The sequence below is a fragment of the Lewinellaceae bacterium genome (genome assembly GCA_020636105.1).
In the GTDB taxonomy this organism is placed as follows: Bacteria; Bacteroidota; Bacteroidia; order Chitinophagales; family Saprospiraceae; genus BCD1.
Genome location: JACJYL010000001.1, coordinates 3474898 through 3488199 on the forward strand (window position 1 = coordinate 3474898; position 13302 = coordinate 3488199).

General features: G+C 44.6%; 11 protein-coding genes and 1 pseudogene. 9 read left to right on the forward strand and 3 right to left on the reverse strand.

From position 1 onward, the window contains the following. Window positions 1–3 precede the first annotated feature (3 nt). The 3 genes from H6571_13120 to H6571_13130 all read right to left on the reverse strand — a co-directional run bounded on the left by H6571_13120 (window position 4) and on the right by H6571_13130 (window position 2683). Window positions 4–828, reverse strand: coding sequence for an amidohydrolase family protein (locus H6571_13120; GenBank protein ID MCB9324673.1), 825 nt, complete (start codon window positions 826–828; stop codon window positions 4–6). Between the two features lie 94 nt (window positions 829–922). Beyond that, complete coding sequence (locus H6571_13125; GenBank protein MCB9324674.1) at window positions 923–1786, reverse strand: fumarylacetoacetate hydrolase family protein; 864 nt, start codon at window positions 1784–1786, stop codon at window positions 923–925. A 132-nt stretch (window positions 1787–1918) separates the two neighbouring features. Continuing rightward, window positions 1919–2683, reverse strand: coding sequence for an SDR family oxidoreductase (locus H6571_13130; protein MCB9324675.1), 765 nt, complete (start codon window positions 2681–2683; stop codon window positions 1919–1921). A gap of 335 nt (window positions 2684–3018) precedes the next feature. Between H6571_13130 and H6571_13135 the strand changes: the two genes are divergently transcribed. The 9 genes and pseudogenes from H6571_13135 (at window position 3019) to H6571_13175 (ending at window position 13268) form a co-directional block, all read left to right on the forward strand. Beyond that, window positions 3019–3186: a hypothetical protein gene (locus tag H6571_13135; protein MCB9324676.1), complete on the forward strand. Its 168-nt coding sequence runs from the start codon at window positions 3019–3021 to the stop codon at window positions 3184–3186. Window positions 3187–3456: 270 nt separating this feature from the next. Next, on the forward strand, window positions 3457–5124 hold the full coding sequence (locus H6571_13140) for a metallophosphoesterase family protein (GenBank protein ID MCB9324677.1): 1668 nt from the start codon (window positions 3457–3459) through the stop codon (window positions 5122–5124). A 5-nt stretch (window positions 5125–5129) separates the two neighbouring features. After that, window positions 5130–5864, forward strand: a complete 735-nt coding sequence (locus H6571_13145) for a methyltransferase domain-containing protein (GenBank protein MCB9324678.1) — start codon at window positions 5130–5132, stop codon at window positions 5862–5864. 89 nt (window positions 5865–5953) lie between these two features. After that, window positions 5954–6382, forward strand: a complete 429-nt coding sequence (locus H6571_13150) for a helix-turn-helix domain-containing protein (protein ID MCB9324679.1) — start codon at window positions 5954–5956, stop codon at window positions 6380–6382. 134 nt (window positions 6383–6516) lie between these two features. Beyond that, window positions 6517–6975: pseudogene (locus H6571_13155) on the forward strand (transposase). A 50-nt stretch (window positions 6976–7025) separates the two neighbouring features. Then, on the forward strand, window positions 7026–7832 hold the full coding sequence (locus H6571_13160) for an alpha/beta hydrolase (protein MCB9324680.1): 807 nt from the start codon (window positions 7026–7028) through the stop codon (window positions 7830–7832). A 47-nt stretch (window positions 7833–7879) separates the two neighbouring features. Continuing rightward, a complete protein-coding gene (locus H6571_13165; GenBank protein ID MCB9324681.1) occupies window positions 7880–9370 on the forward strand; it encodes a leucyl aminopeptidase family protein in 1491 nt (496 codons plus the stop codon). Window positions 9371–9402: 32 nt separating this feature from the next. Then, entirely contained in the window at window positions 9403–10614 is a 1212-nt protein-coding gene (locus H6571_13170) for an ATPase (GenBank protein ID MCB9324682.1), read from the forward strand. Between the two features lie 218 nt (window positions 10615–10832). Next, complete coding sequence (locus tag H6571_13175; protein MCB9324683.1) at window positions 10833–13268, forward strand: PKD domain-containing protein; 2436 nt, start codon at window positions 10833–10835, stop codon at window positions 13266–13268. Window positions 13269–13302 lie beyond the last annotated feature (34 nt).

Here is a 13302-nt window from a genome sequence, read left to right on the forward strand (position 1 = left end):
CTGTTAAAGGTTATAAAATGTGATGGCATTTTCGCCAAAAAATTGGTTTATTTCTGATTCAGAAAAATATCTGAAATGATCTTCAACAATCCTTAACACCCTGCTATATTCAGCTGCCAGCAAACAAACAGGCCAGTCGGAACCGAACATCAATCTTTCCGTGCCAAAGGCTTCCGTTACTCCCTCAAGATAGGGGCTAAAATCTGCGGCTTCCCACTGTTCCCAATCTGCCTCAGTGACCAGTCCTGATATTTTACACATTACATTTTCATGAGCCGCCAGCTCACGAATGCCTTTTTTCCACCCGTCTATTGCTCGTTTTTTTATCAAGGGTTTCGCGATATGGTCGAGCACAAAAGGCTGGTTGGGAAACATCCCCGCCAATTCCACCGCTGCCGGAAGTTGGTTCGGATAAACCAACAGATCGAAGGTGAAATCGGTAGCGGCCAGGGCTGCCATCCCACGCACAAATTTTCCAGACACTAAAAAATCATCCTTTTCAGCCTGGGCAATATGGCGGAACCCTTTGAGCAAGGGAAATTTTTCATACTGCTCTAATTGCTGCTCAATATCCTCAGCCTGCAGGTCTACCCATCCGACCACGCCTTTGATGAAATCGTTTTTTTCGGCGAGATCCAACAAAAACAGGGTTTCCTGCCTGGACTGGTCGGCCTGCACGGCTACGGTTCCATCCAATCCGTTACGTTCCAAAACCTCCTTAAATTCCAATGGAAGAAAATCCCTCCGAATCCCCTTCATGGAGGCGTCGATCCACGCATCGCGAACCGGATCGAATTCCCAAAAATGATTGTGTGCGTCGATTTTCATGTTGCTGATTGCTCGTTGCCAGGTGCTGGTTACTTTTTAAGGGTTGTTCATTGCGGGCCTCATTGACGCATTCACGCATTCACGCATTGTCGCATTACCTAATTGACTCATAACTCCTCACCATTTGCCTTGAAGTTCCAAGCCCTGCAATACCCAGTTCAACGACATCCCCCGGTTTTAGATATTTGGGAGGCTTCAGCCCTAAACCTACCCCAAAGGGCGTGCCGGTGGAAATGATGTCGCCGGGCAGCAGGGTCATAAACTGACTGATATAACTCACGACTTCCTGGACATTAAAAACAAAATCGGAAGTAGAGCTGTTTTGCATCATTTCTCCGTTCAGTTTCAACCATAAATTCAGGTTATTCGGGTCTTCAATTTCATCAGGAGTAGCAATAAATGGCCCAACCGGTGCGAAAGTATCGCAGCTTTTTCCTTTCACCCATTGTCCTGATCTTTCAATCTGGAAGGAACGTTCGCTGTAATCATTATGCAACACATAACCGGCTATGTGACCAATAGCATCCTCCTCGGAAACATAACTCGCCTTCTTCCCGATCACGATAGCCAGTTCGACTTCCCAATCCGTTTTTTTACTTCCTTTAGGGATGATCAGGTCATCATTTGGACCTACCATAGCAGAGGTGGCTTTGAAGAACAATACCGGTTCTTTTGGAATATCCATACCACTCTCCGCAGCATGTTTGGCGTAATTCAACCCTACGCAAACGATCTTCGAGGGTCTGACCAAAGGTGCGCCCAGCCGGATGTCTTCCCCTACGACAGGGCATTGCTTTTCATTTTTTCCCAACCATGTCCTCAATCTCCCCGGTCCGTCCGTTCCGAAAAAATTTTCATCATAATCTTCCCCAAAACCGGAGACATCAATCCTGTTTCCATTAGCCAGTTGCACCCCGGGTTTTTCGGCTCCCGGTGCGCCGAATCTTATTAATTTCATCTGTTTGTTTTTATTTTCAAATTCATTGCAAATTCATTTGGCACACAATAAAGGGGGAAGGGAGTGGGTGTAGGATGGGTTTAAACGCAAAGATTCCGCAGAGACCGCAAAGTTAACGACCGTCAACAGTAACTACTGCCCGTTCAATTTTATAAACCCTCCATCAATAGGGTAATCCGTTCCCGTCAGGAAAGAGGCTTCGTCAGAGCAGAGGAAAAAGGCCAGAGCAGCGACTTCCTCTGGTTTGCCCATTCGGCCTATGGGTTGGGTTTTGGACAGTTTGTCAAACATTTCCTCCTGCCGGTCGGGATAATTGGCTTTGAGGAAGCCGTCCACAAAAGGCGTGTGTATCCTCGCGGGGGAAATACAATTACAGCGGATGTTGTCCTTCAGGTAATCTTTGGCCACAGATAAGGTCATCGACAAAACAGCCCCTTTGGTCATTGAATACGCAAAGCGATCCAAAATGCCCACTGAAGCGGCGATGGAGGCCATGTTCAGAATCACTCCTCCTCCATTCTTTTTCATATGAGGTACGACACAATGCATACAGTTGTAGATACCTTTGATGTTTACGGAATACAGGCGATCCAGGTCCTCGGGCTGGGTATTTTCCACATTGCCAACATGGGCTATTCCTGCATTGTTGACCAAAATATCAATCGGTGCTTCTGCTGCAATTTCATCGACCACCTGCCTGACCTGATCCGTGTTTGAAACATCGCATTGATGGAAATTGATCCCGTCTTTAAACCCAGAGAGATTTTTCCTGGCATTTTCGGCATTGACCTCCAATACATGAACAGTGTCCCCGGATTCTACAAATCGGCTGACGATGGCAAAACCGATCCCGCTGGCGCCGCCCGTAACGATGACCGTTTTCTTATCTTTTTTCATCCTGGTTAACTTTAATATCCCGGCAATAATACAAAAAATCAGGTTCCGGGCCATTTAACTAAAAATCAAATGTTCTATTATTTTTTAATGTGGAATGTGCAAGATTGCATTGCCTCATTGTCTCATTCCTGCATTCTTGCATTCACTCATTGCCGCATTGTCTTCAGCCGGAAGGTACTAAATAAAGCGTAGAAAATTTGTGGCAATTCAAAGAAAAAAGACCAAATTTGCACTGTTTTTTAATTTTCCACCATTTCATTTTTTAAAGATCATTGAATCTCAAGCGGTTAAGAAGAGTTTCAAACAAGTATCTTTGTGTCATAACTTTCGTTACCATGGCTTATCAAAGCAGAAAGCGCAACTATAAAAGCAAGCGCGAAAAGTATCAAAAAAGCACACGAAATATTCGTACCACCTTTGTTTTTATCCTCATCGCCATAGCCGTGTGGGTCTATAAAAACAGGTATGATTACTGGCCTGAACTGAACACCTGGTTTCAATAATTTTTTTTCTAAAGATCATTAAATGATCAAGATGATTTTATAGCAATTTAAATTTCAATATGCACCCTTCACGATGGCTGGCAGGTCAATTAAACAGACGATACGTACCTGTCGGAAAAATAATCCCCCCGTTAATATAATATCCTGGCAGCCGGAAAACGTTATTACTGGGTTGTAAAGGAAATTAATTGAGGCAGCTCCTTTCAAAATTCCTCTTTTTTACCTTTATTGTGCAAAATCGCACCTAACTGAATCAATTAGAGCCATTGAATGCAACTTAGAGCAATAAAACATATCGCCTCCGTTATTTTATTCTTTCTGATCAGCATTGTTCCGATAAAAGCAAAATCTGCTCGCTTCCGCGCCATGTGGATATCAGACCCTGCCACTTCAATGGTAATTGGCTGGGATCAGGTTTCCGGAATTCAGCCTGTGGTTTATTATGGAGCCACGGATCATGGAAAAAATTTCGAAGCTTATAAATTTCGGCAAAACCCGGACAAAGTCGTTAAGGCCAAAGGGATGAACAACCATTTTGTGCGTCTGGGGAACCTGCAACCCAATACGGTTTATTACTTTGTGGTCGTGGACAATGAAGGGGTCAGCAGGAGAATGTCCTTTAAAACTACTCCGAATAATATAAACCAAAGGCTCTCTATCATCGCCGGGGGAGATTCCCGAAACAACCGCGATGCAAGGATTGACGCCAACAAACTGGTGAGCAAACTGCGCCCTGACTTTATCCTTTTTTCGGGCGACATGACGGCTGACGATACCCATACACAATGGAAAACCTGGTTTGACGACTGGCAACTGACCATTGGAAGCGATGGGCGCCTGTTTCCCATTATTGTCGCAAGAGGCAACCATGAAGGGACCAACATACAAATGCTGGAACTCTTTGACGTCAAATCGGAAGGTGTTTTTTACGGACTCTCCTTTGGAGGAAACCTGCTCAGGGTTTATACCCTCAACACACTGGTTCCTTCAGGCGGCAATCAAAAAATCTGGCTGGAAACCGACCTCCAGGACAACAAAAATAAAATCTGGAAGATCGCCCAGTACCACCAGGCGATCAGGCCTCATACCGACAGCAAACCGGAGCTCAATGAACTGCTGATCAACTGGGCCACACTTTTCAATAAATACCATGTAGACATCGCCCTGGAATCCGATGCCCACGTCGTTAAATGGACCTGGCCCATCCGTCCTTCACGCGAAGAAGGAAGCGAAGAAGGGTTTATCAGGGATGATGCAAGAGGGACCGTTTACCTGGGCGAAGGGGGATGGGGTGCTCCGCTAAGGGTCAACAACGACGACAAATCATGGACCCGCAACAGCGGAAGTTTCAACCAGTTCAAATGGGTTTTCGTGGATCAATACCATATTGAAGTGAGAACCATTCCTACCAAAGACTCAGAGAAAGTGGCGGAAGTCAGGGATGACAACCGTTTTGCGCTCCCCAGGGGGCTCAATGTATGGTCTCCTTCCAATGGAGATGTACTGACCCTCGTAAACAGGAATGCACCGCCACCTCCGGAGCCGGAAGTTTTGGCCGATTACCCTGCGACACCTCCGGGAGGTAAATCCCCTCTTGAGGAAGAACCATTCGATGGCCGACAGGGTGAAGAAAAAAAAATGGAAAACACCCCTGCCGGCGAAGAGCCGAAAGGCCCGGAAGGCCCCGTCAAATGGCTCAACCTCGATCCAAAAAACAAGTCGGTAAAAATCCGGTATAACCTCACCGAAATTGCCGAAGTGGATATCATCATCATCGACAACAAACTGCAGGAAGTTACCAGGGCCTCCCTTAAGAATCAGGATCCGGGACCGTACATCAAAAATCTCGATTTCTCGAAAATTCCCAATGGAGGTTACCTCATCGTCATCAAAGGCAACGGCAAAGTCGTCGTCCGGTACCGGGTGAAAAAAGGGTAAAATTTATGTATGAACTACTTAAAAAAGGAGCCCGGGGATTCATTCCGAACCAATGGCTCCTCAAATACGAACCCTTCATTCGCCGGATCATTACCTTATTCTATTGGGGTCGGAAATTTCAATGTAATATCTGTGAGCAAAAATTATCAAAATTTCAACTCAAGAACAATAAGGATAAAATGTGCCCGGCTTGTGGGAGCCTGCCAAGAAACAGGAGGCTTTGGTCACTGGTCGCTCCGCTTTTAAACCCGAACTCAAACATTTTACATTTTTCCCCTTCCCGAAGCTTGTCCAGGAAATTCAATACCCTGGAAAATATTCATTATATCTCTACGGACTTTGAGGAGGAGTTTCCTGCCCTGAAACATCATGACATCACGGCCATTGACGAACCTGATGCTTCTTTTGATCTCATCTTGTGTTACCATGTTCTTGAGCACATTGACAAGGATAAAAAAGCCATGGAGGAACTCTTCCGGGTTTTAAAAAAAGGAGGCCATTGTTTTATCCAAACGCCCTTTAAAACCGGTGAAATTTATGAAAATCCGGAGATCAAAAGCCCTGAAGACAAGAAGCTCCACTTTGGACAGGAAGACCATGTGAGGATATATTCTGTGGAAGGATTGGAAAAAAGGTTGCAGCAGGCAGGATTTAAAACAACCATAAAATCTTTTACTCCTGATCCTGATGATTTTAACGGATTTAAACAGGAAGAATTGATTATTGCCAGAAAAGTTTGATCAACTAAAAAATTATAGGTTATGAAGGCTTTATTTTTTTGTAAGTAATTGTTCAAATTTATTTATAAGTTATATTTGTACCCAAAAAGATGGGTCGAAAATCAAAGAAGCTAGACTTAACGGCGGCAGAGAAAGCTGAATTGGAAAAAGGATTCAAATATTCTGGATCAAAAGTGTTTTCCCAGCGATGTCACATGATTTTATTGAAGAATCAAGGGTTGACCTCACAACAGATTGCTGATATTTTTGGCGTTACTTTTCAACCGGTAAATAGTTGGATCAAAAGGTATCTTTCCGATGGGATCGAAGGTTTGAAAACAAAATCTGGTCAGGGAAGAAAGCCCATTTTAAACAAAGAACAGGATGAAGCCAAAGTAAAAGCAGCTATCAAAAATGAACGGCAACGAATTAAGTTAGCGAAAGAAGACTTAGAAAAAGATTTAGGAAAAAGCTTCAGTGTTTTAACCCTAAAACGATTTTTAAAAAACTTGGGTGCCGATGGAAACGAATCCGTTTAAGACCCAAAGGAAAACCTAATAAAGAACTATATGAAGTTCGAAAAGAATCTTTGAGTTTGATAGAACAGCAAGCTGAACTTGGAAACATTGACCTGTATTATGCTGATGAAACGCAATTTTCTCAACAAGGCTATGTTCCTTACGGCTGGCAATTTAATGATGAAGATGTAGCTATTGAAGCATGCAAAGGCAAATCACTGAACTGCTTCGGATTGCTTTCAAGAACCAATCAATTCATCTACAAAATGACAACGCAAAATATCAACTCAGATCTTGTAATTGAAATCCTGGATAACTTATCCTTGCGTATAACCAAGTTTACTTTTGTGGTCCTGGATAATGCAAGAATACATACTGCCCGTAAAGTCAAACAACTTTTCGAGGTATGGCAGCAAAGAGGTTTGTTTATTTTTTACTTACCTCCATACTCGCCACATCTCAATATTATTGAAAGGCTTTGGAAAGAAATGAAACAAGGATGGCTGAAACCTTCCGATTACCATTCTGCTGATGATTTATTCTATGCTGTAAATAGAGTTTGTTCAGCAATCGGTAGTTCCTTGTTCATAAACTTTTCAAAATACTCCTTTTAGTTATATTTTATTTTGAACAATTACTTAATTTTGCGAGATTATAACAAAAAATGGAAGAACCTACTACACAGCATACGGACTACCGTGAAGAAATCAATGCCGACTTTCTGCCGAAGATCATTGTTATTTCAGAAGAATTTGAAATTCCTCAATTGATCAAAACCAGGCGCATTGCAGCATTGCTTCCTCATGATTACGATCAAACGGATAAAAGATATCCTGTTTTGTATTTACAGGACGGGCAAAATCTCTTTGACGAATACGCTCCCTTTGGCAACTGGGGGGTCGACAAGCAACTGGCCAGGATGACGGCCCGTGGGCTGGGCGACTTTATCGTCATTGCCATCGACCATGGGGGCGACAAACGTATCAAAGAGTACACCCCCTCTTATGACACCAAGCTGGGCACCGGCGATGGCAAAAAATACGTCCGGTTTTTATCAGACACCCTGAAACCATATGTGGACAAACATTTCCGAACCCTTCCTGAGAGGGAATTTACGGGTATCGGTGGAAGCTCTATGGGAGGATTGGTGAGTATTTACGCCGGGTGGATGTATCCTGAAGTTTACAGCAAACTCATGATTTTCTCCCCGGCACTTTGGGTGGCTCCGAATATTCACTTTCATTTTATGAATTTCGGACATTCCCAGGATGTCAAAGTTTACCTTTACGCCGGAGGTAGCGAGAGTGATATGATGATCCCCAACGTAACAAGGTTTCAGCAGGCATTCAAAGATAGTTCAGCAACCGCCAACTTTGAAATTAAATTATCCATTGACCCGCAAGGAAAACACAATGAAGCCTATTGGGGGAGAGAATTCCCTTATGCCGTCAAATGGCTTTTTTTTGAATAACTCAATAATTAATTCTCAAAAGTCTTATCACAAGGCAACCGATCAACATGACTATTACCATCAAAATCGAACCAACCGTACCCAATCATACCTTGGTCATCCCCATTTCCGGCAATGGAGCCAGTGAGAACAGTCTGCAGAAGGTTGCGGATCAATTCGGCATTCCATCCAAAAAATTACACCAGGATTTCAAAGGAGAATCCGGGGAAGTTTTCCCGTTTTATTATAAAAATCAAAAGATCTACCTCCTCGGATTAGGACCAAATCCCGATTTCGCCAAAACCTTACAGGCCTTCCGCTCGTTTGCTCACGGATGCAAAGAAAAACTTGACCCTAAAATTGGGGTGAGTTTTTTTTATGATAATCTCGCAAAAAATCAACTGAACCTGCTGGAAGCTGCCATCAACGGCATCATTTTAGGCACTTACCATATCGGGCTTTACAAAACCGAAAAGGAAGAAAAACACCCGCTTAGCTTGTCTAATGAGGAGGCTGAAATAACTATTTACCTGGACCCTTCATATAAATCCGAGGCCGAAATACTTGTACACAAAGGGCTTCTGGTAGCACAGACCCAATTGCAGATTTTCGACCTCGTGAATGCCCCGGGCAATAAAAAAATCCCCACCCAACTCGCCGAATGGGCCGAAAAATCGGGCGCCACTTATGGCTTTGATGTCCTCAATCATACCAAAGCAGAAATTGAAGCTAAAAACCTCCATGCGCTGCTCGCCGTGAACCGCGGGAGTGAAAACCCTCCTGCATTCATCGTGATGGAATACAAACCCCGGTCTGGAGCCGTAAAAAAGAAGATCGGCCTGGTGGGCAAAGGCATCACCTTTGATACCGGTGGGTTATCCATAAAACCTTCCACCAATATGCACTATATGAAAAGTGATATGGGAGGTGCTGCCGCAGTTTTTGGTATGATGGAGGTAGCCGCAAAATTACAATTGCCCGTTCACCTGGTAGGGATTGTCCCTTCTTCGGAAAATAGTGTGGATGCCCTTTCCGTGAAACCGGGCGATGTGATCCAGTCCTATAGCGGAAAAACCATCGAAGTGATCGACACCGATGCCGAAGGCCGGCTGGTATTGGCTGACGGGCTTTCCTATATGGTAAAAAATTACGATCCAGAGGTAATGATCGACCTGGCCACTCTTACCGGCAGCGCCGTCAGAACTTTTGGATACCATGCCGCGGCCCTGTTTACCAATGATGATCAACTCGCGGCAAAACTAAGCGAAGCAGGCAAACAAACCGGGGAGCAGGTCTGGCAACTTCCCATGTGGGATGTTTACAAAGACGATATCAAATCCGATGTGGCTGATGTGAAAAATTTTAGCGGCAGTCCACTGGCCGGCGCTATTGGTGCCGCCAAATTCCTCGAGGCCTTTATCGGTGAGCATGCCCACTGGGCACACCTGGATATAGCCGGGGTCGCTTTTGGAGGGTCGGAATTTTCTGCTCAAAAAAGTGCCACGGCTTTCGGCATTAGATTACTTTTACAATATATTGAGGGGCTGATTGAAGCATAAAGAATGATTATTGATCATTGAAAACGAAAAACATGCCAAATAACAAGACTTTTCTTTGTATCTCCTTTTACTTCAAAGGAGTGGAATTCCTCAAGGGTTGTAAAGATGCAGGCAACAATGTTTACCTGCTCACCAAAAAAAGCCTGGAGCCTTTGTGGCCCCGCGAATTCCTCGATGATATTTTTTTCATGGATACGGAATTCAATACGCCCGAAAACTTTACCAATATGGCCAAAGGGCTGGCGTGGCTGATGCGTAACAAAAAAATTGACAGGATCGTCGCCCTCGATGATTTTGATGTGGAAAAGGCTGCTTACCTGAGGGAAGAATTTCGTATCCCGGGCATGGGACAAACGACGGCCAGGCATTTTCGTGATAAACTGGCCATGCGGATAAAAGCCAAAGACGCCGGGATCCCGGTGCCTCCTTTCACCGCTCTTTTTCACGATGAAGAGATCAATGCGTTTGCCGAAACCATTCCGGCTCCGTGGATCATCAAACCCCGGGCAGAAGCTTCCGCAACGGGCATGAAAAAAGTGCATAATGCTCCCGAACTGTGGGAAACCATACATGGCCTGGGCGACAAACGTCATCACTACCTTGTCGAACAATTTAAACCAGGAGCCGTTTACCACAGCGACGCTATTAGCGCGGAAGGGAAAGTGGTCTTTTGCCGGATTTCCCAATATCTCGACACGCCTTTTGAGGTAGCCCACGGAGGAGGAATTTTCAGATCAGTCACCGTAGAGTTTGGCAGCAAAGACGACAAGGCGCTCCAGAAGCTTACCGCAGACGTGATGAAGGCATTCGGTATGCAATACAGTGCCTCTCATACCGAATTTATCAGATCGGTCGATGATGGGAAATTCTACTTCCTCGAAACAGCCTCCCGCGTCGGGGGAGCCAACCTCGCAGAAATGGTAGAAGCTTCTTCGGGCCTGAATCTTTGGTACGAATGGGCCAAACTCGAAACATCCATGGCCAACGGTACTTCTTACCATTTGCCGAAGGTGCGCAAAGATTATTCGGGCATTTTGATTTCTTTGACCAAAGACCAACATCCGGACCAAACCCCTTTTGATGCTCCGGAAATCACGTGGCGGTTGCAAAAAGATCACCATGTCGGCATGATTCTTCAATCCGGTGACAGAAACCGCATCATCCAGCTGTTGGATAACTATGCGAAAACGGTTTTCAGAGATTATCACGCCAGCGCACCCGTTCCGGACAGACCCATGGATTAATGCCCAAAGGCATCCTATTTTTTTATGCCATTTCAATTTTCTGAAAGATTTGGTGTAGGAGAACAACAATTTTCTCCCACACGCTTGTCTTTTTTAGCCATTCCTTCCTCTCTTTAAAAAGGTATTTTGTGTTTTAAAACACTCTCAATTTCTGGCAAAATTCGCTTAAATTTATTATATTAAACAGTTTCAATATTCCTCATCAAAAACCTTTAATCATGCAAAAATATACCCTCTCATTCACATCCCTTTTGGTGTTCATTTGTGCTATTAACATCAAAGCACAAATCACCTTCAATCAATCCAATGTTCCGACAGCAGGAGATGTCCTGATTATTGCCGGAGCTGACACAATCGGAGTTACCCCCGGAGCTTCAGGAGCTAACCAGGTTTGGGACTTTTCCTTTTTTGACACCCTTTCCATGGACACAACCACCTACATCACGCCTGCCGAAGCGCCAAATAACCAGGATTTCCCTATTGCAAACCTGGCTTCCTACAATACCGGCACTTATTTTTTTTACCAGAAAGCAGCCTCGGCTTTATGGGGGCTTGGCGGCGCTATTGATTTCCAGGAAACGGGTACCTATATGAACATATTTTTTGACCCGAAATCCAAACAGATGGCCTTTCCGGCTACTTATGGTACGACTTTTTCAGACAGTACCAATCTTGAATTCATCGTTGAGGATCCTGAAGGGAGTTTCAGAAGCAAGACTCTCCTTAAAACAGAGAATATTATTGACGGTTATGGAACCGTAATCACCCCTGTAGGCAGTTTTGATGCCTTGCGTATGGTGAATACCACTGAAACCATTGATTCCTCCTGGATCGACATCGGAGGAGGCAATTGGTTCTTATTTTCATCAGGAAACTCGACGGATGTGGCCTACAGTTATCTTGCTGCAGAAAGCCAGGGCCCCATGGTATCCATTGACTACTTTGAAGACGGTACCATTGCCAGTGTGTCCTACTGGCTTGGAAGTACCACTGAACCTCAGGCTCCTATTGCAAATTATTCCTATATTGACCAGGGAGGGGGCACCATCCAGTTTACGGATCTTTCGCTTAATAACCCAACAAGCTGGGTCTGGGATTTCGGCGATGGCAATACCAGTACACAACAAAACCCTGCTCATACCTTTGCCGCAGAAGGAAATTATGAAGTTTGCCTAACGGCAACCAATGCCATTGGCGCTCATACCGGTTGCGAAACCGTTACCCCTCTTTTTCAGCCAACGGCAGCCTTTACGTTTTTTGCCACGGGAGGGGGCAGTGTTGAATTTGAAGATCAATCCACCAATAATCCAACCTCCTGGCTTTGGGATTTCGGCGATGGCAATACCAGCACACAACCGAATCCTGAACATACTTATGCTGCATCGGGAACTTATACCGTTTGTCTGACTGCAACCAATAACGAAGGTTCCGATACAGTATGTGAGGATGTTTCGATCAGTTTTGCTCCTATAGCAGGATTTTCCTTTGAAAATCTTGGAAACGGAATAGTCGCCTTTACAGATCAAACCGCGAATAATCCAATCAGTTGGTTTTGGGATTTTGGCGATGGTAATACCAGTACACAGCAAAACCCTTCCCATACCTTTGAACCTGATGCTAATTATTACGTTTGTCTGACCGTAACCAATGCAGCAGGGCTTGATTTCACCTGCCAGACCGTGGCGTTTACGGCTCAGCCTGTGGCAGCTTTCAGCTTTGCCAATAACGGTAATGGCAGTATAACTTTCCAGGACGAATCCACCAATAATCCAACCTCCTGGCTTTGGGATTTCGGCGATGGCAATACCAGTACACAACAAAACCCTGCTCATACTTATGCTGTAGCAGAAGCTTATACCGTTTGTCTGTTTGTCACCAATGAATTTGGTACGGATTTTACTTGCCAGGAGGTTGAAATTTCATTTGCCCCTATAGCTTCATTTGCTTACTCCTACAGCGGCGGCGCCAGCATCGATTTTGAAGACCAGTCCACCAACAATCCTACGGAATGGTTTTGGGAATTTGGCGACGGCAATACCAGTACCGCCCAGTATCCTCAGTACAACTATGCTGCTCCGGGGACTTATACCATTTGCCTGACCGTAACGAATGATTCCGGTTCCGATGTTACCTGCCAGGAAATTACCATTGTTTTTGCACCTCTGGCAGCCTTCACCTATGACGACCAGGGGAGTGGCACAGTAATTTTTGAGGATCAGTCTAGTTACGATCCTGTCGAATGGCTTTGGGATTTTGGAGACGGCAATACCAGTACGGAACAAAACCCTACCCATAATTTCACTGCCAACAATACCTATGAAGTATGCCTGTCGGCAACCAATGACGGAGGCACAAATACTGCCTGTCAGATGATTCCTATTGTTGTCAACAGCGTGGACGACCAGAAGGGCGGATTTAATATTACGGTGTTTCCAAACCCGGGAAAAGACCAGGTCAATTTAAGCATAGAAAATGCCACCGGAAGAATACAATTCAAAATAGTGGATGCCCAGGGAAAATTGATCTTTGTGGATGAAATTATCAGCGATTATGTCCTAAATGTTCAGGACTGGCCAGCAGGAATCTATTGTTACATGCTGATTGAAATGGACAGCGGGGCGTTTGTGAGCGGAAAATTGAGGGTCGTGAAATAAATTGTCTGAAGATATCCTGTTTCTCTAAGGAACA